We start from the raw sequence: 19543 nt of genomic DNA, 5'->3' as shown, positions 1-19543 counted from the left end.
GTGGAGGCCGGGCGTACCCGCGCGCTTAACCTGGGCCGGTGACGACGGCGAGGGCGGGTGCGTGGAACCGGTGACGGACGGGGCCGGGGCGGGCGGCGCGCGGGGCTGGCGGGCGGCCGCCCAGGACGCCCTGTACGGGCCCGGCGGCTTCTACCGCCGGGCCGGCGCGGGACCGGCCGGGCACTTCCGCACGTCGGTGCACGCCTCCCCGCTGTTCGCCGGGGCCGTGGCGCGGCTGCTGTGCCGGGTCGACGAGGCGCTGGGGCGTCCGGCGGTGCTCGACTTCGTGGACATGGCGGCCGGGCGGGGCGAACTGGCCGCCGGGGTGCTCGCCGCGCTGCCCGCCGGCGTGGCGGCGCGCACCCGGGCGTACGCCGTCGAGCTGGCGGGGCGGCCCGCCGGGCTCGACCAGCGGATCGAGTGGCGGGCCGGACTCCCGGAGCGGGTCACCGGCCTGCTCTTCGCCAACGAGTGGCTGGACAACGTCCCCGTGGACGTCGTCGAGGTGGACGCGGCCGGCGTACCGAGGCGGGTGCTGGTGGAGGCGGACGGGAACGAGCGGCTGGGCGAGCCGGTAGTCACCGGCGCGGAGGCCGAGTGGCTGGCGCGGTGGTGGCCGCCCGGGACCGAGCCGGGGCTCCGCGCGGAGATCGGACTCCCCCGGGACCTGGCCTGGGCCGCGGCGGCCGGGACGGTCGCGCGGGGGCTCGCCGTCGCGGTGGACTACGCGCACACCGCCGCGGCGCGGCCGCCGTTCGGGACGCTGACGGGCTTCCGGGAGGGGCGGGAGACGACACCGGTGCCGGACGGATCGTGCGACATCACCGCGCACGTCGCCCTGGACGCGTGCGCCGCGGCCTGCACGCCCCCCGGCGCGCGCCTGCTGTCGCAGCGCGACGCCCTGCACGCCCTGGGCCTGAGCGGCGCACGCCCCCCGCTCGCGCTCGCGTCCACCGACCCCGCCGGGTACGTGCGCGCCCTCGCGGGCGCCGGGGCGGCCGCCGAACTCACCGCACCCGGCGGACTCGGGGACTTCGGATGGCTGGTGCGGCCGGTCGGGATCCCTGACGTCCTCGGCGGGTGACGGCTACTTGTCGATGTCGCCGACGACGAAGAACATCGAGCCCAGGATCGCCACCATGTCCGCGACCAGTGTCCCCGGCAGCAGCTCGGTAAGCGCCTGGATGTTGTTGTACGACGCCGAGCGCAGCTTCAGCCGGTACGGCGTCTTCTCCCCCTTGCTGACCAGGTAGTAGCCGTTGATGCCGAGCGGGTTCTCGGTCCACGCGTAGGTGTGTCCCTCGGGCGCCTTGAGGACCTTCGGCAGCCGCTGGTTGACGGGGCCCGGCGGCAGGTCGGCGAGCCGGTCGAGGCAGGCGTCGGCGAGGTCGAGGGCGTTGTGGGTCTGCGCCAGCAGGCACTCGAAGCGGGCCAGGCAGTCGCCCTCCTCGCGGGTCACCACCTCCAGCACGTCGCCCAGTTCGCCGTAGGCGAGGTACGGCTCGTCGCGGCGCAGGTCGAAATCGACGCCGGAGGCGCGTCCGATCGGTCCGCTCACTCCGTACGCGTGCACGGCCTGCGGGGACAGCACACCGACGCCGCGCGTGCGGCCCCGGAAGATCTCGTTGCCGAGCACCAGGTCGTCGAAGCGGTCCATGCGCGAGCGCACGTCGGCGACGGCGGTGCGCGCGCGGCCGGTCCAGCCGGCGGGAAGGTCCTCCTTGAGACCGCCCACGCGGTTGAACATGTAGTGCATCCGCCCGCCGGAGACCTCCTCCATGACGTGCTGGAGCTCCTCGCGCTCGGTGAAGGCGTAGAAGATCGGGGTGATCCCGCCGAGCTCCAGCGGGTAGGAGCCGAGGAACATCAGGTGGTTGAGCACCCGGTTCAGCTCGGCGAGCAGGGTGCGCAGCCACACGGCACGCTCGGGGACCTCCATGCCGAGCATCCGCTCCACGGCGAGGACCACACCCAGCTCGTTGGAGAAGGCCGACAGCCAGTCGTGGCGATTGGCCAGCATGATGATCTGGCGGTAGTCACGGGCCTCGAACAGTTTCTCCGCGCCCCGGTGCATGTAGCCGATCACGGGCTCCGCGCGGACGATCCGCTCGCCGTCGAGGACGAGCTTCAGCCGCAGCACGCCGTGCGTGGAGGGGTGCTGCGGTCCGATGTTGAGCACCATGTCGGTGCTCTCCGCCGCGCCGCCGATGCCGACCATGGTCTCCGTGGTGGGAGTCATGCTCACAGTCTCCCCTACGTACGCTTGCCCCATGGAGACGGGGAGCCCGCGGAACACGGGGCCGGCGGGGACGGGCGGAACGGCACCGGCGGCGCAGCCGGCGATCACGGCGGACGAGCCGGTGTGGATCGCGCTGCCGCCCGGACTGCTGAGGATGCGGCGGCTGCTGCTGGTGGTGTGGCTGGGGCTGCTGACGGTGGCCACGGCACTGGTGCCGGGACTGCTGGCCGGGCCGGGCTGGGCCGCCTTCGCGGTACTGCCGCTGGCCGTGCTGGTCTGGGGCTGGGTGATGCTGGAGCACAACTGGCGCTCCTGGCGGTACGCGGAACGCGCCGACGACCTGCTGATCAGCCGGGGTGTCCTGTGGCGCCAGGAGACGGTCGTGCCATACGGGCGGATGCAGCTGGTCGAGGTCACCTCCGGACCCGCCGAACGGCACTTCGGGCTGGCCAGCGTGCAGCTGCACACGGCTGCCGCGGCCACCGACGCGACCATCCCCGGCCTCCACCCGGCCGAGGCGGAACGGCTGCGCGACCGGCTCACCGAACTCGGCGAGGCCCGATCGGCGGGGCTGTGACCGCCCCTGACGTCCACGAGGACGTACCCGGCCGGCTGCCGGTGACCGAGAGGCGGCTGCACCCCGTCACGCCCTTCAGGCGGGCGTGGGCCCCCATCGCCGTGCTGTTCGGGTGGGCGCTGCACGACCCGGACCAGGCGCAGCGCCACCTGACCCGGCTGACGACCACCACCCTGCTGCTCGGCCTCGCCGTCCTCGTCCCCGCCGCCGCCCTCTACGGCTTCCTGAGCTGGTGGTTCACCCGCTTCGCGGTGACCGACAGCGAGCTGCGCATCCGGACCGGGCTGCTCTTCCGGCGCACCGCGCACATCAGGCTGGAGCGGATCCAGGCCATCGACGTGACCCAGCCGCTGCTCGCGCGGGTCGCGGGCGTGGCGAAACTCAAACTCGACGTCATAGGCGCCGACAAGAAGGACGAGCTCGCCTTCCTCGGCGCCGGCGAGGCACGTGCGCTGCGCGCCGAACTGCTCGCGCGGGCGGCGGGGTTCGCCCCGGAGACCGCGCACGAGGTCGGCGAGGCGCCGTCCCGGGAGATGCTGCGGGTGCCGCCGGGCGTGCTCGCCGTCTCCCTGCTGCTGACCGGGGCGACCTGGGGCTGGCTGATCGTCGCCGCCGTCGCGCTGCCGCTGCTGTGGACGGCCACCCACAGCCTGTGGACGGTGCTCGCCGCGGCCGTGCCGATGCTGGGCGCCGCGGGGGCGAGCAGCGTGGGGCGCTTCGTCACCGAGTACGACTGGACGCTCGGCGAGTCGCCCGACGGGCTGCGCATCGACCACGGGCTGCTGGACCGGGCGCACGAGACGGTGCCGCCGGGCCGCGTGCAGACCGTACGGCTCGTCGAGCCGCTGCTGTGGCGGCGGCGGGGCTGGGTGCGCGTGGAACTGGACGTGGCCGGGTCCTCGAACTCGCTGCTGCTGCCGGTCGCACCCCGCGAGCTCGCGGAGTCGGTCGTCGCGCGGGTGCTGCCCGGGGTCACCGTGCCCCCGCGTGAAGCGCTCCTCCCACCGCCGCGCCGCGCGCGGTGGTGCGTGCCGGTGTGGTGGCGCGGCTACGGGCTCGCCGTCACCGACGCGGTGTTCGCCGCCCACCACGGGCTGCTGCGCCGCAGCCTGTCCCTGGTGCCGCACGCCAAGGTGCAGAGCGTACGGCTCGTCCAGGGGCCCTGGCAGCGGGCCCGGGGTGTGGCCGACGTCGTGGTGGACACCGGCGCCAACAAGTCCGTCGAGGCGAACCTGCGCGACGCGGCGGAGGCGGCGGCCCTGCTGCGCTCCCAGGCGGAACGATCCCGCACCGGCCGCAGGGACGCCCGTCCGGACCGCTGGATGTCCTGACGCCGCCGCGCCGGGCGGCGCCGGCGGGCGTCCCCGCGGGCGCGAGGGCCGGGACACGACGGCGGGGCCCCGCGCACGGTGTGTGCGCGGGGCCCCGCCGGTACGTGCGGTGGTTCAGGAGGCCGCGCTGCGCAGACCCTGGACGTCGATGTGCTCCGTCTCGTCGTGCTCGGTCAGATCGATGACCTGGCCGACCCCGCGCGCGCCCTCGCCGGCCGGCTTGTACCGCGCCTCGGCCTCGGCCTTGTGCAGCGCGAGCGCCTCCTGCCCGACGACATCGGCGAGGTCCTCGTTCTGCACGGCGTCCAGCGCGGACCCGTCCGTCTCCTTCTTCGTGCCGAAGAAGTCGAACCCGCCGTCGGCCACGGGACGCCGTGCGGGCGCCGTCGGCGGGACGACGGCCACCGCGGTCGGCACGGTGAAGTGCCCGGAGGGCCGCCGCGCGGACGGGGTCCGGGGAGCGGCCGGGGCGGCGGACGCCGCGGTCTCGCGCTCATGGCCGCCGGCCGCCTCCGGGCGCCTCCCGGCGTCGTCCTCCGGCGCCGGCCCGGGCCGGGACTGCTTCGCGGGGCCGGGGCCGTCGTCCTCGGGGGTGCGGTCGCCCTGCGGGGATTCGTCGCCGCGCCGCGGGGACGGTGCGTCCGCCGCCGTGCCGCCGTCGGACCGCTCGGCGGCGTCAGCGGCGTCAGCGGCGTCAGCGGCAGCCTCGGCCGCGTCAGGGGCCTCGGCGGCGGCCGCCGTCCCGGCTCCCTCGACGGTGTCCGCGGTCTCCTCGCCGTCGGTGGCCCCGGCGAACCGCCGAAGTGCCGCGTCGGCCCGCAGGAACAGCTTGGACCCCTCCGGTGAGAAGACCGCAGGAGCCTTGGCCGCCTCCCCGGTGCCCTTCGCGTCGCCGGCCGCCGTCCCGGCCACCGCTTCCGCGGGCGTCCCACCGGGCTCCGGTGCGGACGGTGCCGCCGACGGGCCGGCCGGCAACGCGCGGGCGGGAACCGTGGCCTCGATCTCGAGCACCCGGCGCTCCTCCAGGACGCTCGCCCGGTCGACCTCCGCCGCCGCGTACCGCCGCAGCAGCGACGCGTGCTCGTTGCGCAGCCCCGCCAGTTCGGCACGCTTGGCGCGCAGCCGCTGGTCCAGCTTCATCCGCAGCTCACGCGACTCCTCGAGGTCGGACTCGAGTTCGGCGACCCGCTCCTCGAAACGCCACTCGTCGCTCGCACGCGCGCGCGTGAGTTCGGCGACCCGCTTGCCCGCCTGCGCGTCCCAGTGCCGCATCACGACGGCGCCGACCACCGCGGTGACCGCGGCGGCCGCGGCCAGGACGCGAAGCACCAGGGGTTGCGTGAACACCCACGGTCCCAGGGCGCAGACGACGGAGACGCCTGCGATCGCCGACGGGGGCAGCATCCTGTGCAGGGGCGGGGAATGACGGTGACGTCCACGTGGCATGGCCAGAAACTTACCGCGCGTAGGCGAATCATGTTGCCCCGCCCCGTAAAAACAAAGCCATGCCCGGGGTTTCACAGGGCATCAAACGCCGCCGGGTGAACGTGAATAGACACTTGACCCGAATTCAACAAGATCTTTTCCAGCTCGGAAGTCCGACCGCAAGGCACTGAAGTCCTCCGCGCGCCATTCCACTTCACGCCGTGCCGCGCCACCCGCACCCGCCGAAGATCCACCCCGCACGGAGTGAACCTCACCCCCCGAGCCGCCGTCCTAGAGGGCGCAATGTCGCCGGATGCCCGAATCGGCACCGGATCCACGGTCTCTCGCAGAACTACGGGACGCGATGTCTGTCATGACAGGTGAGGAAATGTCGGGCGGCACGCCGCTCCCCCCGGGCGGGCGGCATCCCGCGGGCGGACCCCGGGACCCCGCACCCCCACGGGGCATACGCCGCCTGCGGCGCGGCCCGCGCCCCGAAGCGGTCCCCGTCCTCGCCGGGCGCGCCTGTGCGCTGGTGGGCCTCCTGGACATCGCCGCGGGCGTCTTCCCCCGCTTCCGGCACAGCCGTGTGCACGCCCTCGCCGAGGTACTGCCCGGCGCCCTCGGCCCGTTCGCGGCCGCCCTCTCCCTCAGCGTCGGCGTGCTGTTGCTGCTGCTCGCGCACGGCCTCAAGCGGGGCAAGCGCCGGGCCTGGCGGGCCGCCGTCGCCCTGCTGCCGGCCGGCGCCGTCGCCCAGTTCACCTACCGCCACTCCCTCCTCGGCGTCCTCCTCACCCTCGCCCTGCTCGTGCCCCTGCTGCGCCACCGCGACCAGTTCACCGCGCTGCCCGACCCGCGCAGCCGGTGGCGGGCCCTGGCCAACTTCGTCCTGATGGGCGCCGGTTCGCTGCTGCTCGGCCTGGTCGTCGTCAACGCCCACCCCGGCCCGCTGGTCGACGACCCGAGCCTCGCCGACCGCCTCACCCACGTGCTGTACGGCCTGTTCGGCTTCGAGGGCCCGGTCCACTACCGCGGCGACACCTCCTGGACGGTCTCCTTCTCCCTCGGCGCGCTCGGCCTGCTCACCGCCGTCACCACCATCTACCTGGCCTTCCGCCCCGAGCACCCCGCCGCACGGCTCACCGGCGACGACGAGGCGCGACTGCGCGCCCTGCTCGCCCGGCACGGCGCGCGCGACTCCCTCGGCCACTTCGCGCTGCGCCGCGACAAGGCGGTGGTCTTCTCCCCCAGCGGCAAGGCCGCGGTCACCTACCGGGTGGTCTCCGGGGTGATGCTCGCCAGCGGTGACCCGATCGGCGACGTCGAGGCCTGGCCCGGCGCCATCGAGCGCTTCATGGACGAGGCCAGGGCCCACTCCTGGACACCCGCCGTCATGGGCTGCTCCGAGACCGGCGGCGAGGTGTGGACCCGGGAGACCGGCCTCGACGCCCTCGAACTCGGCGACGAGGCGGTGGTGGACGTCGCGGATTTCTCGCTCGCCGGCCGCCCGATGCGCAACGTCCGCCAGATGGTCAAGCGCATCGAGCGGGCCGGTTACCGGACCCGCGTCCGACGGGTGAGTGACCTCGGCGAGGCCGAACTGGACCGGATCCGGCGCGCCGCCGACGACTGGCGCGGGACGGACACCGAACGCGGCTTCTCCATGGCGCTGGGCCGCGTCGGGGACCCGGCCGACGGCGACTGCCTCGTCGCCACGGCGCACCTGACCGACGCCCCGACGGCCGGGCACGGCGACCTCAAGGCGGTCCTGCACTTCGTCCCGTGGGGCACCGACGGCGTCTCGCTCGACCTGATGCGCCGGGACCGCTCGGCCGACCCCGGCATGAACGAACTCCTGATCGTGGCCGCGCTGAGGTCCGCCCCGCGATTCGGCATCGAACGCGTCTCGCTCAACTTCGCCATGTTCCGCTCCGCCCTGGCGCGCGGCGAGAAACTCGGCGCGGGACCGGTCCTGCGGATCTGGCGCGGCCTGCTCGTCTTTCTCTCCCGCTGGTTCCAGATCGAATCCCTGTACAAGTTCAACGCCAAGTTCCGGCCGCGCTGGGAACCGCGTTTCGTCGTCTACCGCGCCTCCGCCGACCTGCCGCGCATCGGCCTCGCCGCCCTGCAGGCGGAAGGCTTCCTCAACCTCGCCCTCCCCCTGCCCCGCGTCCTGCGCCGCCGCTCCCGCGCACCCCGCCCCTGCGCCCACCGGACGGCGCCGGACCCCGCCCGCGCACGGGCGGACACCGCCCGCACGGCATGAGGCACCCCGCGCGGAGCCCCCGGGCGGGACGGGAGGACGCCCGGGTCCGCCCCGCCCGGCCCGGGGCAGACCCGGGCCACTCCCTGGGCCTACGCTGAACATATGAGCAACCACAGCGGACGCCGCCAGGTCGCCGGCCTTCCTCACTGGGACCGGTGCGCCGTCATGGGAGTCGTGAACGTCACCCCCGACTCCTTCTCCGACGGCGGCCGCTGGTTCGACACGACCACCGCCGTCAAGCACGGCCTCGACCTGGTCGCCCAGGGCGCCGACCTGATCGACGTCGGCGGCGAGTCGACCCGGCCCGGCGCCACCCGCGTCGACGAGGCCGAGGAGCTCAAGCGCGTCATCCCGGTGGTGCGCGGCCTCGCCGCCGAGGGCGTCACCGTCTCCGTCGACACCATGCGCGCCTCCGTCGCCGAACGCTCCCTCGTCGCCGGCGCCGCCCTCGTCAACGACGTCAGCGGCGGACTCGCCGACCCCGCCATGATCCCCGTCGTGGCCGACGCCGGAGCCCCCTTCGTCGTCATGCACTGGCGCGGCTTCCTGGAGGGCGGCAACGTCAAGGGCTCGTACGCCGACGTGGTCACCGAGGTCACCGACGAACTCCACGCGCGCGTGGCGGCGGTCCTGGAGGGCGGCATCGCGGCCGACCGCGTGATCCTCGACCCCGGCCTGGGCTTCTCCAAGGACACCGGCCACGACCTGGCCCTGATCGCCCGCCTCGACCGTCTCCTGGACCTGGGCCACCCCGTCCTCGTCGCCGCCTCCCGCAAGCGGTTCCTCGGCCGCGTCCTCGCCGGCCCGGACGCCCCGCCCCCGCCCGCCCGCGAACGCGACGCGGCCACCGCCGCCGTGTCCGCCCTCGCCGCACAGGCCGGCGCCTGGGCGGTCCGGGTGCACGACGTCCGCGCGACCGCCGACGCCGTACGGGTCACCCGCGCGATCGAGCAGGCCCGTACGGCACACCCCGCCCCCTCCGATTCCGGCGCGCACGGCGCGGAAGGAACCCGGTGACCGCACCCCACACCGACGTCGAACAGGTGGAGGCCGCCAACACCGCCTTCTACGAGGCGGTGGAGCGGGGCGACTTCGAGGAGGTCGCCGCGCACTGGCTCACCCCGGCCGACCTGGGCGTCGACGAGACGTACCACGACCCCGCGGACAGCGGGGTGGTCTCCTGCGTCCACCCCGGCTGGCCGGTGCTCACCGGACGCGGCGAGGTCCTGAGGTCGTACGCCCTGATCATGGCGAACACCGACTACATCCAGTTCTTCCTCACCGACGTGCACGTCTCCGTCACCGGCGACACCGCCCTGGTGACGTGCACCGAGAACATCCTCAGCGGCGGCCCCGCCCCCGAGGCCGGCGAGGAGCTCGGGCCGCTGGTCGGGCAGCTCGTCGTCGCCACCAACGTGTTCCGGCGCACCCCGGCGGGCTGGAAGCTCTGGGCGCACCACGCCTCCCCGGTGCTCGCCGAGGAGGACGAGACCGAGGACGACGACACACCCGGGCCGGGCCTCCCCGGCTGACACCGGGCGCCGACGTGGCCGGGATCACGGCACCGGCGGCGAAGGGGGCCGCCGGCCGGTGAGCACCCGCCCCCGGCAGGGCAAACGGGGAGTGAAGCCCCCGGACACCGCCCCGCGGCGGCACCCCCGGGGCACCGGCACCACCGGCGCCCGCGGGTAGATTCGAGGCAGACCGGTGTGCCCCGCACGGGCACGGGCCGGCCGGACCGACGACTGCAGGAGTGATTCGCGTGGATCGTGTCGCGCTGCGCGGCCTGAAGGCCCGCGGGCACCACGGTGTCTTCCCGAAGGAACGCGAGGAGGGCCAGCCCTTCATCGTGGACCTCGTGCTCGGCCTGGACATCCGGCCCGCCGCGGCCGACGACGACCTGACGAAGACGGTGCACTACGGCATCGTGGCCGAGGAGGTCGTGGCCGTCGTCCAGGGCGAGCCCGTCAACCTCATCGAGACGCTCGCCGAACACATCGCCCAGGTCTGTCTGAAGCACGACGTGGTGCGGGAGGTCGAGGTGTGCGTCCACAAGCCGGACGCTCCGATCACCGTGCCCTTCGACGACGTGACCGTCACCATCACCCGGAGCCGCGTATGACCAGGCCGTCCACCACGGGCCACACCGACCCCACCGTCCAGCCCGTCCCCGCCTCCGTGGTCGAGCGGGTCGACGCCGCCGACGCCACGCTGCAGAACCCCAAGCCGGCCGTGGTCTCCCTCGGCGCCAACCTCGGCAACCGCCTGGAGACCCTCCAGGGCGCCGTGGACGCCCTGGAGGACACCCCGGGCGTCCGGGTCAAGGCGGTCTCCCCCGTGTACGAGACGGAGCCGTGGGGCGTCGAGCCCGGCAGCCAGCCCTCGTACTTCAACGCGATCGTGGTCCTGAAGACCACCCTGCCCCCGTCCTCGCTGCTGGAGCGGGCACAGGCGGTCGAGGAGGCCTTCCACCGGGTCCGGGACGAACGCTGGGGCCCGCGCACCCTGGACGTCGACATCGTCGCCTACGCCGACCTCCACTCGGACGACCCCCAGCTCACCCTCCCCCACCCGCGCGCCCACGAGCGGGCCTTCGTGCTCGCCCCCTGGAACGACGTCGACCCCGAGGCGCAACTCCCCGGCCACGGCCCGGTCGCCGACCTCCTGCACACGGTCACCAGGGAGGGTGTGACGCCCCGCGCGGACCTGGAACTCCGGCTGCCCGAATAGCCGTTAAGGTCGACACGACCACTTTCCGGGGCACCGGTCCGGGGGAACGCGAAGGGACACCGTGAAAGAGCTGCGCATCAGGGTCCTGGCCGGCGTCTTCGTCGTCGCCGGGGTCCTGTCCTGGGCGGGCGCCCGCCTGTGGAGTTCCTTCGGGACCCTCCCCAGCGTGCCCGTGGCCGCGCCCATCGTCCTCGCGCTGATCGCGGTGGTCCTCACGGCGACCGCGCTCTCGCTGCGCGCCCGCCTCAGGGCCCAGCGCGAACGGCAGCACGACGCCAAGGGGGTCGACCCGCTGATGGCCGCCCGCGCGGTCGTCTTCGGACAGGCCAGCGCCCTGGTCGCGGCCCTCGTCGCCGGCATGTACGGCGGCACGGGGGTCTTCCTGCTGGAGTCCCTGGACGTCCCGGCCCGCCGCGACCAGGCCATCTACGCCGGCGCCTCGGTCCTGGCGGGCATCGGCGTCATAGCGGCGGCGATCTTCCTGGAGCGCGTCTGCAAACTCCCCGAGGACGACGACAACGGCAACGGAAACGGCCCGGGCACGGCACCCGCGGCGTGAGCCGGGGCACCCGCGCGGCGCGCGGGACACCGTCCGGCAGCGGTGGGGCGGGGGCGCGGCTCAGCGCGCCATGATCAGGCTCATCGCCTCGTTCCGGGTGGCGGGGTCACGCAGCTGTCCCCGCACGGCCGACGTGATGGTCTTCGCCCCCGGCTTCCGCACCCCGCGCATCGACATGCACATGTGCTCGCACTCGACGACGACGATCACTCCGCGCGGCTCCAGGATCTCCATCAGGGAGTCGGCCACCTGAGTGGTGAGCCGTTCCTGCACCTGCGGGCGCCGTGCGTAGACGTCCACGAGCCGTGCCAGCTTCGACAGGCCCGTGATCTTGCCGTCGACCGACGGGATGTAGCCGACGTGGGCGACGCCGACGAACGGCACCAGATGGTGCTCGCAGTGGCTCAGGACCTCGATGTCCTTCACGAGCACCATCTCGTCGTGACCGAGGTCGAACGTCGTGGTCAGGACGTCCTCGGGCTTCTGCCAGAGCCCCGCGAAGATCTCCCGGTACGCCCGCGCCACCCGTGCCGGGGTCTCCCGCAGGCCCTCCCGGTCCGGGTCCTCGCCGACCGCGATCAGCAGCTCGCGCACGGCGTTCTGGGCCCGCTTCTCGTCGAACTCGCCGACGGGGGCTATGCCGTCCAGCGTCACGGGGTCGGTCATGGAGTGCCTCGTTCCTGTGCCTTCTCGCGCGCCGGGCACGCGTCTCAACTGCGGGTACGCAAAAAGCCGCGTCCCCCAGGCTAGAACCTGGGGGACGCGGCATCCATTCCGGGCCCGGTGGGGCGCCGAGGGGGCCTCGGATCAGCCCTCGGGGCGCTCCTCCGGAGTCCGCTCGGGCGCCGGGGCGGGCTCCGCCGCGGTGCTCTTGATGGTGCTGATGGCCGGCGTCGCGCCGTTCGCCCCGTTGGTCAGGGCCAGCTCCTTGGGGGAGAGGACCGGCGGGCGGGTGGACGGCGTGCGCCGCGAGGAGCCGGTCCAGGCGGGCCTGGGCGGGCGCTTGACGATCGGCGCGAAGATCTCGGCGATCTCCTCCTTGCCCAGCGTCTCCCGCTCCAGGAGGGCCAGGACCAGGTTGTCGAGGACGTCGCGGTTCTCGACCAGGATCTCCCACGCCTCGTTGTGCGCGGTCTCGATGAGCTTCTTGACCTCTTCGTCGACCAGCGCGGCGACCTCTTCCGAGTAGTCCCGCTGGTGAGCCATCTCACGGCCGAGGAACGGCTCGGTGTTGTCACCGCCGAACTTGATCGCGCCGAGCCGCTCGGTCATGCCGTACTGCGTGACCATGGCACGGGCCAGACCGGTGGCCTTCTCGATGTCGTTGGCGGCACCGGTGGTCGGGTCGTGGAAGACGAGCTCCTCCGCCGCGCGGCCGCCCAGCATGTAGGCGAGCTGGTCCAGCATCTCGTTGCGCGTGGTGGAGTACTTGTCCTCGTCCGGCAGGACCATGGTGTAGCCGAGGGCACGGCCTCTGGAGAGGATGGTGATCTTGTGGACGGGATCGGAGTTCGGTGAGGCCGCCGCGACCAGGGCGTGACCGCCCTCGTGGTACGCGGTGATCTTCTTCTCCTTGTCCGACATGATCCGGGTCCGCTTCTGCGGGCCCGCCACCACACGGTCGATCGCCTCGTCCAGCATGTGGTTGTCGATCAGCTTCTGATCGCTGCGCGCGGTCAGCAGCGCCGCCTCGTTCAGCACGTTGGCCAGGTCGGCACCGGTCATGCCGGGGGTGCGGCGGGCGACGGCCGACAGGTCGACGTCCGGGGCGACCGGCTTGCCCTTCTGGTGCACCTTGAGGATCTCGAGGCGCCCCTGCATGTCCGGGCGGTCGACCGCGATCTGGCGGTCGAAGCGGCCGGGCCGCAGCAGGGCCGGGTCGAGGATGTCGGGCCGGTTCGTCGCGGCGATGAGGATCACGCCGCCCTTGACGTCGAAGCCGTCCATCTCGACGAGGAGCTGGTTGAGGGTCTGCTCGCGCTCGTCGTGACCGCCGCCGAGGCCGGCGCCGCGGTGGCGGCCGACCGCGTCGATCTCGTCGACGAAGACGATCGCCGGCGCGTTGGCCTTGGCCTGCTCGAACAGGTCACGGACCCGGGAGGCACCGACACCGACGAACATCTCGACGAAGTCGGAACCGGAGATCGAGTAGAACGGCACACCGGCCTCGCCCGCGACGGCACGCGCGAGCAGGGTCTTGCCCGTACCGGGCGGACCGTAGAGCAGCACGCCCTTGGGGATCTTGGCGCCGACGGCCTGGAACTTCGCCGGCTCCTGGAGGAATTCCTTGATCTCGTGGAGCTCCTCGACGGCCTCCTCGGAGCCCGCGACATCGGCGAAGGTCGTCTTCGGGGTGTCCTTGGTGATGAGCTTCGCCTTGGACTTGCCGAACTGCATGACGCGGGAGCCGCCGCCCTGCATCTGATTCATCAGGAACAGGAAGACCACGACGATGAGGACGAACGGCAGCAGCGACAGCAGAATGCTCACGAACGGGTTCTGCTTCGACGGAGAGACCGTGTAGCCGTCCGGGATCTGCTTGTTCTGGAACTTGTCCTGCAGCGTGTTGGCGATGGTGACGCCCTGGTCACCGATGTAACTCGCCTGGATCTTCGAGCTGTCCTTGACCTTCTGGCCGTCCTTGAGCTCGACCTTGATCATCTGCTCGTCGCCGGTGGTCAGCTTGGCCGACTCGACCTTGTTCTCATTGATCGCCTGGACGACCTGGCCGGTGTCCACTGTCTTGTAGCCGCCGGACGAGCCGACGACCTGCATCAACACGACCACGGCGAGGACGGCCAGCACGATCCACATGACCGGCCCACGGAAGTATCGCTTCACGTCCATCCATACGGAGCGGTGCCGCCCCGTCCCTCCTGCCATAGTGAGTTTGATAAAAGACTGTTCTTCGGACGGTACCCCAGCATGGCCCCCCGAAGCTGCGGGGGACGGCCGGCATTCGCGTCCACGCATGCTCCAACGCCGCGGAGCCCGCCGGGGTTCCCGATCACCGTACGGCGGGCCGGGCCCCGGCGTTCAGCCGCCGTAGACGTGGGGGGCGAGCGTACCGACGAACGGAAGGTTGCGGTACTTCTCGGCGTAATCGAGGCCGTAACCGACGACGAACTCGTTGGGAATGTCGAATCCCGCCCATTCCACGTCGATGGCGACCTTGGCGGCCTCGGGCTTGCGCAGCAGCGTGCACACCTTGAGGGAGGCGGGCTCGCGCGAGCCGAGGTTGGAGATCAGCCAGGACAGGGTCAGTCCGGAGTCGATGATGTCCTCGACGATCAGGACGTGCCGGCCCTTGATGTCGGTGTCGAGGTCCTTGAGGATCCGCACCACACCGGAGGACTGGGTGCCCGCCCCGTAGGACGAGACGGCCATCCAGTCCATGGTGACCGGGGTGGACAGCGCCCGCGCGAGGTCGGCCATCACCATCACCGCGCCCTTGAGCACGCCGACGATCAGCAGGTCCTTGCCCGCGTACTCCGCGTCGATCTTCGCGGCAAGCTCCGCCAGCTTGGCGTCGATCTCTTCCTTGGTGATGAGTACCTTCTCGAGGTCGGCACCCATGTCGTTCGCGTCCACCCGCATCACTTTCGGTCGTCCCACCGGCCGGTCCGGTCCGCCCCGCGGCTCGCAGGGGTCGGTGGGGTCCGGATTCAGCCCTGCCGAATCACCAGTCTGCCACCCTGCCGGCGGGCGACGACCCGGCCGGGGAGATTGATGGCCCCCTGACCGCGCCAGCCGGTGATCAGCCGGTCGACCTCCTCGATGTGCCGGGCGAACAGCGAACCGGCCGGTGCGCCGGCCTCGATGGCGGCGCGGCGCAGCACACGGCGGCGCACGGCGGGCGGCAGGGCGTGCAGCGCGGCGCACTCCAGGCGGCCGTCGGCGTCGCGCACGCCGGCTTCGGCGCGGCCGGCCCACGCGTCGAGGGCGTCCGCGTCGTCCCGGGAGAGCTGGGCCGTACGGGCGAGGGCTTCGACGACGCCCTTGCCGAGGGCCTTCTCCAGGGCGGGCAGGCCCTCGTGGCGGAGCCGGGAGCGGGTGTAGGCGGGGTCGGCGTTGTGCGGGTCGTCCCAGACGGGCAGGGACTGGACCATGCAGGCCGTGCGGGCGGTCTGCCGGTCGAGCTGGAGGAAGGGGCGCCGGTAACGGCCGTCGGCCCCCGAGACCGCGGCCATTCCGGACAGGGAGCGGATGCCGGAGCCGCGGGCGAGGCCGAGCAGGACGGTCTCGGCCTGGTCGTCGCGGGTGTGGCCGAGCAGGACGGCGGTGGCGCCGTGCCGTTCGGCGGCGGTGTCCAGGGCGGCGTAGCGGGCGTCCCGGGCGGCGGCCTCGGGGCCCCCGCCTCGGCCGACGGTGACGGCGACGGACTCCACGGGGTCGAGGCCGAGTTCCCGCAGGCGCACGACGACGTCGGCGGCACGCAGGTCGGAGCCGGCCTGGAGGCCGTGGTCGACGGTGACGCCGCCGGCGCGCAGGCCGAGCCGGGGGGCTTCGAAGGCGAGGGCGGAGGCGAGCGCCATGGAGTCGGCGCCGCCGGAGCAGGCCACGAGCACCAGCGGGGAGGAGGGCCGCTCGTGCGGGATCTGGCCGGGGGTTCGGCCGTGGTCGTCGAGGATGTCGGTCAGGACGCGGCGGACCGCCAGGCGTATCGCCGCGACCGCAGGATGGGGACCCATGTCCGGTTCCCTTCATGAAGTTTTCGGGGGGTGAGCCCGAGGTCCGGTCACTCAGAGTGTGTAGATGGTGACAGAACCGGGCCGTTCTCCGAGCATTGCACGCCTGCCCAGGACCCACGGTCCCTCGGACGGGTGATTGGTGGGGCGCCCGTCTGCCGTCGGCCGGAAACCTCGCACGGCGGATGCGCGGGGCTCACGCCTCCGGTTTGCGGTGCACCCGCGTGACCCAGTCCGCCGGTTTGGCGATCTCCGCCTTGGTGGGGAGGGTGTTGGGCGAGGTCCACACCCGGTTGAAGCCGTCCATGCCGACCTCGTCGACGACGGCGCGCACGAAGCGTTCGCCGTCGCGGTACTGCCGGAGCTTGGCGTCCAGGCCGAGCAGCTTGCGCAGGGCCATGTCGAGGCGGGAGGCGCCCTTGGCGCGGCGCTGCTGGAACTTCTCGCGGATCTCGGCGACGCTCGGCACGACCTCGGGGCCGACGCCGTCCATCACGAAGTCGGCGTGGCCCTCCAGCAGCGACATGACGGCGGTGAGCCGGCCGAGGATCTCGCGCTGCGCGGGCGTCTGCACGACCTCGACGAGGGAGCGCCCCTCGTCGCCCTCCTCGCCCTCGGGCCGCCCGCCGGCGAGCGACTGCGCGGCCTCGCGGACACGTTCGAGGACGGTCATGGGGTCGACGTCGGTCTCCTCCAGGAACGACTGGATCTCGCCCTCGAGGTGGTCCCGCAGCCAGGGGACGGCGGTGAACTGGGTGCGGTGGGTCTCCTCGTGGAGGGTCACCCACAGGCGGAAGTCGTGCGGCTCGACGTCGAGTTCGCGTTCGACGTGGACGATGTTGGGGGCGACGAGCAGCAGCCGGCCGCCGCCGTTCGCCCCGGCCGGGAGGTCGCGGGTGGCGGGGGCGAAGGTCTCGTACTGGCCGAGGACGCGGGAGGCGAGGAAGGACAGCAGCATGCCCAGTTCGACGCCGGTGACCTTGCCGCCGACGGCGCCGAGGACCGCGTTGCCGGGGCCGGTGCCGCGGCGTTCCTGCATCTTGTCGAGGAGCGGCCTGAGCAGTTCGCGGAAGCCGGCGACGTTGGCCCGGACCCAGCCGGGGCGGTCGACGACGAGGAGGGGCGTGTCGTGGGTCTCCTCGGTGCCCAGACCGGTGAAGCCGCGCACGTGCTCCTCCGAGGCCTGCGCGTGCCGGCGCAGTTCCGCGACGACGGCCCGGGCCTCGTCGCGGCTCACGTCGGGGCCCGGCCTCATGAGGCGGGTCGCGGTCGCGACCGCGAGGTTCCAGTCGACCATCCCGGAAGAAGCGGCACCACCGATGCTCGTCATGCGTCAACGGTACGTGAGTGCTGCGGGTTGGGGCAGGGCGGCGAGGTGGCGGCGCCCGCGCGCAAGCTGTCGGGCTCCCGGCTTTCCCAGCCCTCGCCGCTCCGGCCCTTCCCGGCCACGGGGCTCCGTTCGCGCGGTTCCCCGCGCCCCTTTCGAGGTCAGCGGCAGCCGCAGGCGGCCAGGGCGGTGGTGGCCTTGTCGAGGGCGGTCTGGGCCGGGGCCTGGCCGGTGGTGCCGTTGGCCAGGAAGGCGAAGGCCAGCAGCCGGCCGTCCTTGTCGACGACGGTGCCGGCGAGGCTGTTCACCCCGGTGAGCGTCCCCGTCTTGGCGCGGACGACACCGGCCGCGCCGTCGCCGTAGCGGCCCGCGAGGGTGCCGGTGAAACCGGCGACGGGCAGGCCGGTCAGGGCGGGGCGCAGCTCGGGGTGGGCGGGGTCGCCGGCCTTGGCGAGCAGGGCGGTGAGCAGGTCGGCGGTGAGCTTGTCGCGCCGGTCGAGGCCGCTGCCGTCCTTGACGTCGGCGCCCTTCACGGGGAGGCCGAGCTGCTTCAGGCGGGCGGTGATCGCCGCTCCGCCGCCGGCGAAGTCGGCGGGCCTGCCGGTGGCGAGGGCGGTGTGCCGGGCCAGGGCCTCGGCGAGGTCGTTGTCGCTGTGGGTCAGCATCCGCTCGACGAGGGAGGCGAGCGGGGGCGAGGAGACGGTGGCGAGGGTCGTGGCCCGGGTGGTGGACTTCGACGGGCCGGGGGGCGTCGCCTTGATGCCGTGTTCCTTCAGCAGGTCGCCGAACTTCCGCGCGGCGTCGGCGGCCGGGTCAGGGACCCGCGGCGCGGGTCCGCTGGAGGAGTCGTCGGTGCGGGCCTCGTCGACCATCAGCGGCGTGACGGCGGCGAGGTTGGGATTGACGCCGATCGGGTGCCTCGTACCGCCCTTGTAGAGGGTCGTGTCGTAGGACAGCGTCACCTCGCGGACCCCGCGCTTGGCGAGGGCGGCCGCGCTCCGTGCGGCGAGGTCGCGCAGGCTGGCGGAGTCCCGGGCGTCCTTGCGGGCGGTGAGCGTGGGGTCACCGCCGCCGACCAGGACGACCTCCCCGGTGTCGGGTTCGTACACCGCGCGGGTGGTGAGGCGGTGGTCGGCGCCCATCGCGGAGAGCGCGGCGACGGCGGTGGCGATCTTCGTGGTGGAAGCGGGGGTCAGCGCGTCCGCCGAACCGGTGGCGTAGAGCCGTTCGCCGGTGGCCACGTCGATCACGGCGGCGGAGCGGCGGCCCAGCGCCGGGTTCTTCAGGAGCGGGTCGAGGATGCCGGTGAGGGTCTTGGCGGCGGGCGCCGACCGCGCCGCGGTGGCGGTGCCCCCGAGGGCGGTGAGCACGGACGGGGCCGGCGGGGCGGCCTGCGGCCCGCGGGGCGGCGTCCCGGCGCCGGCCCGGCCGGTGCCGTGATCTGTGCCACGCGAGGCCTGGAGGGCCACGGCGCGGTCCCGCTCCGCCGTACGCTGGCCCGAGGAGTCCCAGGGACCGGCGGCGGTCACCACACCCGCGGCCAGCGCCAGACCGGCGGTGGCGGCGGTCGCGGTGAACTGCCAGGTCTTCGGCCGCGCGACCCGCGGGACCCGCGGTGATCCCGGCCGGTCCGGCCGCGCGAACCGTGGCCCGACGGCCGCGGCGACGCGCGCCAGACGTGGCCGCACGGTCTCCGCGGCCCGGGTGAGACGCGGCCGTACGGCGCCCGCGATCCGCACGACGTGCGGTCTCGCGGCCCGCCAAGGCCTCAGCTCTGGCACGACCACCAGCCCCTTTCGCGATCACACACCTGCGTGAGGGACACTTAATCACCAGAACTATGTGCTGATCATGGAGGAGCGTCCGGTGGAGTTCGACGTCACGATCGAGATCCCGAAGGGTTCGCGGAACAAGTACGAGGTGGACCACGAGACGGGTCGGATCCGGCTGGACCGTCGGCTCTTCACCTCGACCGCCTACCCGACCGACTACGGCTTCGTCGAGAACACCCTCGGCGAGGACGGCGACCCGCTGGACGCGCTGGTCATCCTGGACGAGCCGACGTTCCCGGGCTGCCTGATCCGCTGCCGCGCGATCGGCATGTTCCGCATGACGGACGAGGCCGGCGGCGACGACAAGCTGCTGTGCGTCCCGTCGACGGACCCGCGGGTGGAGCACCTGCGCGACATCCACCACGTGTCGGAGTTCGACCGCCTGGAGATCCAGCACTTCTTCGAGGTCTACAAGGACCTGGAGCCGGGCAAGTCCGTCGAGGGCGCCAACTGGGTCGGCCGGGTGGACGCCGAGGCCGAGATCGAGCGGTCCTACAAGCGTTTCAAGGAGACGGGCGGCCACTGAGCCCTCCCGCTGCAGGACGCAGAACGGGCCGCGCGCGTGCGTG

Annotated in this window: 18 protein-coding genes; 10 read left to right on the top strand and 8 right to left on the bottom strand. The window is 73.3% G+C overall.

What is annotated here, in order from left to right:
* The first annotated feature begins 61 nt into the window (after nucleotides 1-61).
* Nucleotides 62-1084, top strand: a complete 1023-nt coding sequence (locus IE172_RS08520) for an SAM-dependent methyltransferase (protein ID WP_229885881.1) — start codon at nucleotides 62-64, stop codon at nucleotides 1082-1084.
* A gap of 3 nt (nucleotides 1085-1087) precedes the next feature.
* On the opposite strand, the gene IE172_RS08515 is transcribed toward IE172_RS08520, so the two are convergent.
* Entirely contained in the window at nucleotides 1088-2239 is a 1152-nt protein-coding gene (locus IE172_RS08515; RefSeq protein ID WP_190096462.1) for an NADH-quinone oxidoreductase subunit D, read from the bottom strand.
* A 31-nt stretch (nucleotides 2240-2270) separates the two neighbouring features.
* Here IE172_RS08515 and IE172_RS08510 point away from each other — a divergent pair, with 31 nt between their 5' ends.
* Complete coding sequence (locus tag IE172_RS08510) at nucleotides 2271-2816, top strand: PH domain-containing protein (RefSeq protein ID WP_190096461.1); 546 nt, start codon at nucleotides 2271-2273, stop codon at nucleotides 2814-2816.
* Entirely contained in the window at nucleotides 2813-4147 is a 1335-nt protein-coding gene (locus IE172_RS08505; protein ID WP_190096460.1) for a PH domain-containing protein, read from the top strand. Before IE172_RS08510 ends, IE172_RS08505 begins: the two co-directional genes overlap by 4 nt.
* 114 nt (nucleotides 4148-4261) lie before the next feature.
* Here the strand turns inward: IE172_RS08505 and IE172_RS08500 are convergent, their stop codons facing one another.
* Nucleotides 4262-5593 carry a hypothetical protein gene (locus IE172_RS08500; RefSeq protein ID WP_190096459.1) on the bottom strand — a complete coding sequence of 444 codons (1332 nt, stop codon included), beginning with the start codon at nucleotides 5591-5593 and terminating at the stop codon, nucleotides 4262-4264.
* Nucleotides 5594-5960: 367 nt separating this feature from the next.
* On the opposite strand from IE172_RS08500, the gene IE172_RS08495 reads away from it, so the two are divergent.
* The 6 genes from IE172_RS08495 (at nucleotide 5961) to IE172_RS08470 (ending at nucleotide 11127) form a co-directional block, all read left to right on the top strand.
* Nucleotides 5961-7838 carry a phosphatidylglycerol lysyltransferase domain-containing protein gene (locus IE172_RS08495; protein WP_190096521.1) on the top strand — a complete coding sequence of 626 codons (1878 nt, stop codon included), beginning with the start codon at nucleotides 5961-5963 and terminating at the stop codon, nucleotides 7836-7838.
* 102 nt (nucleotides 7839-7940) lie between these two features.
* Complete coding sequence (gene folP / locus IE172_RS08490) at nucleotides 7941-8855, top strand: dihydropteroate synthase (RefSeq protein WP_190096458.1); 915 nt, start codon at nucleotides 7941-7943, stop codon at nucleotides 8853-8855.
* Nucleotides 8852-9370, top strand: a complete 519-nt coding sequence (locus IE172_RS08485) for a nuclear transport factor 2 family protein (RefSeq protein ID WP_190096457.1) — start codon at nucleotides 8852-8854, stop codon at nucleotides 9368-9370. Before folP ends, IE172_RS08485 begins: the two co-directional genes overlap by 4 nt.
* A 230-nt stretch (nucleotides 9371-9600) precedes the next feature.
* Nucleotides 9601-9960 carry a dihydroneopterin aldolase gene (folB, locus tag IE172_RS08480; RefSeq protein WP_190096456.1) on the top strand — a complete coding sequence of 120 codons (360 nt, stop codon included), beginning with the start codon at nucleotides 9601-9603 and terminating at the stop codon, nucleotides 9958-9960.
* Nucleotides 9957-10568 (top strand): 2-amino-4-hydroxy-6-hydroxymethyldihydropteridine diphosphokinase, encoded by a 612-nt coding sequence (gene folK, locus IE172_RS08475; RefSeq protein WP_190096455.1) that lies wholly within the window; start codon nucleotides 9957-9959, stop codon nucleotides 10566-10568. Before folB ends, folK begins: the two co-directional genes overlap by 4 nt.
* A gap of 61 nt (nucleotides 10569-10629) precedes the next feature.
* Nucleotides 10630-11127 carry a DUF3180 domain-containing protein gene (locus IE172_RS08470; RefSeq protein WP_190096454.1) on the top strand — a complete coding sequence of 166 codons (498 nt, stop codon included), beginning with the start codon at nucleotides 10630-10632 and terminating at the stop codon, nucleotides 11125-11127.
* A gap of 60 nt (nucleotides 11128-11187) precedes the next feature.
* On the opposite strand, the gene folE is transcribed toward IE172_RS08470, so the two are convergent.
* The 6 genes from folE to dacB form a co-directional block, all read right to left on the bottom strand.
* Nucleotides 11188-11793, bottom strand: a complete 606-nt coding sequence (folE, locus tag IE172_RS08465; protein ID WP_190096453.1) for a GTP cyclohydrolase I FolE — start codon at nucleotides 11791-11793, stop codon at nucleotides 11188-11190.
* 141 nt (nucleotides 11794-11934) lie between these two features.
* Nucleotides 11935-13974, bottom strand: coding sequence for an ATP-dependent zinc metalloprotease FtsH (gene ftsH / locus IE172_RS08460; RefSeq protein WP_190096452.1), 2040 nt, complete (start codon nucleotides 13972-13974; stop codon nucleotides 11935-11937).
* Between the two features lie 189 nt (nucleotides 13975-14163).
* A complete protein-coding gene (gene hpt, locus IE172_RS08455; protein WP_190096520.1) occupies nucleotides 14164-14724 on the bottom strand; it encodes a hypoxanthine phosphoribosyltransferase in 561 nt (186 codons plus the stop codon).
* A 68-nt stretch (nucleotides 14725-14792) separates the two neighbouring features.
* Nucleotides 14793-15818 (bottom strand): tRNA lysidine(34) synthetase TilS, encoded by a 1026-nt coding sequence (gene tilS / locus IE172_RS08450; protein WP_190096451.1) that lies wholly within the window; start codon nucleotides 15816-15818, stop codon nucleotides 14793-14795.
* Between the two features lie 193 nt (nucleotides 15819-16011).
* On the bottom strand, nucleotides 16012-17145 hold the full coding sequence (locus IE172_RS08445; RefSeq protein ID WP_190096450.1) for a zinc-dependent metalloprotease: 1134 nt from the start codon (nucleotides 17143-17145) through the stop codon (nucleotides 16012-16014).
* 158 nt (nucleotides 17146-17303) lie between these two features.
* The gene (dacB, locus tag IE172_RS08440) at nucleotides 17304-18929 is read right to left on the bottom strand and encodes a D-alanyl-D-alanine carboxypeptidase/D-alanyl-D-alanine endopeptidase (RefSeq protein WP_190096449.1); all 1626 of its coding nucleotides are present in this window, start codon (nucleotides 18927-18929) and stop codon (nucleotides 17304-17306) included.
* Between the two features lie 79 nt (nucleotides 18930-19008).
* On the opposite strand from dacB, the gene IE172_RS08435 reads away from it, so the two are divergent.
* Complete coding sequence (locus tag IE172_RS08435; RefSeq protein WP_030828087.1) at nucleotides 19009-19500, top strand: inorganic diphosphatase; 492 nt, start codon at nucleotides 19009-19011, stop codon at nucleotides 19498-19500.
* Nucleotides 19501-19543: the final 43 nt, after the last annotated feature.

Origin of the sequence: Streptomyces griseoflavus, from assembly GCF_014649995.1 — a bacterium.
Taxonomy (GTDB): Bacteria; Actinomycetota; Actinomycetes; order Streptomycetales; family Streptomycetaceae; genus Streptomyces; species Streptomyces griseoflavus.
This window is presented reverse-complemented; position numbering and strand designations above follow the sequence as displayed.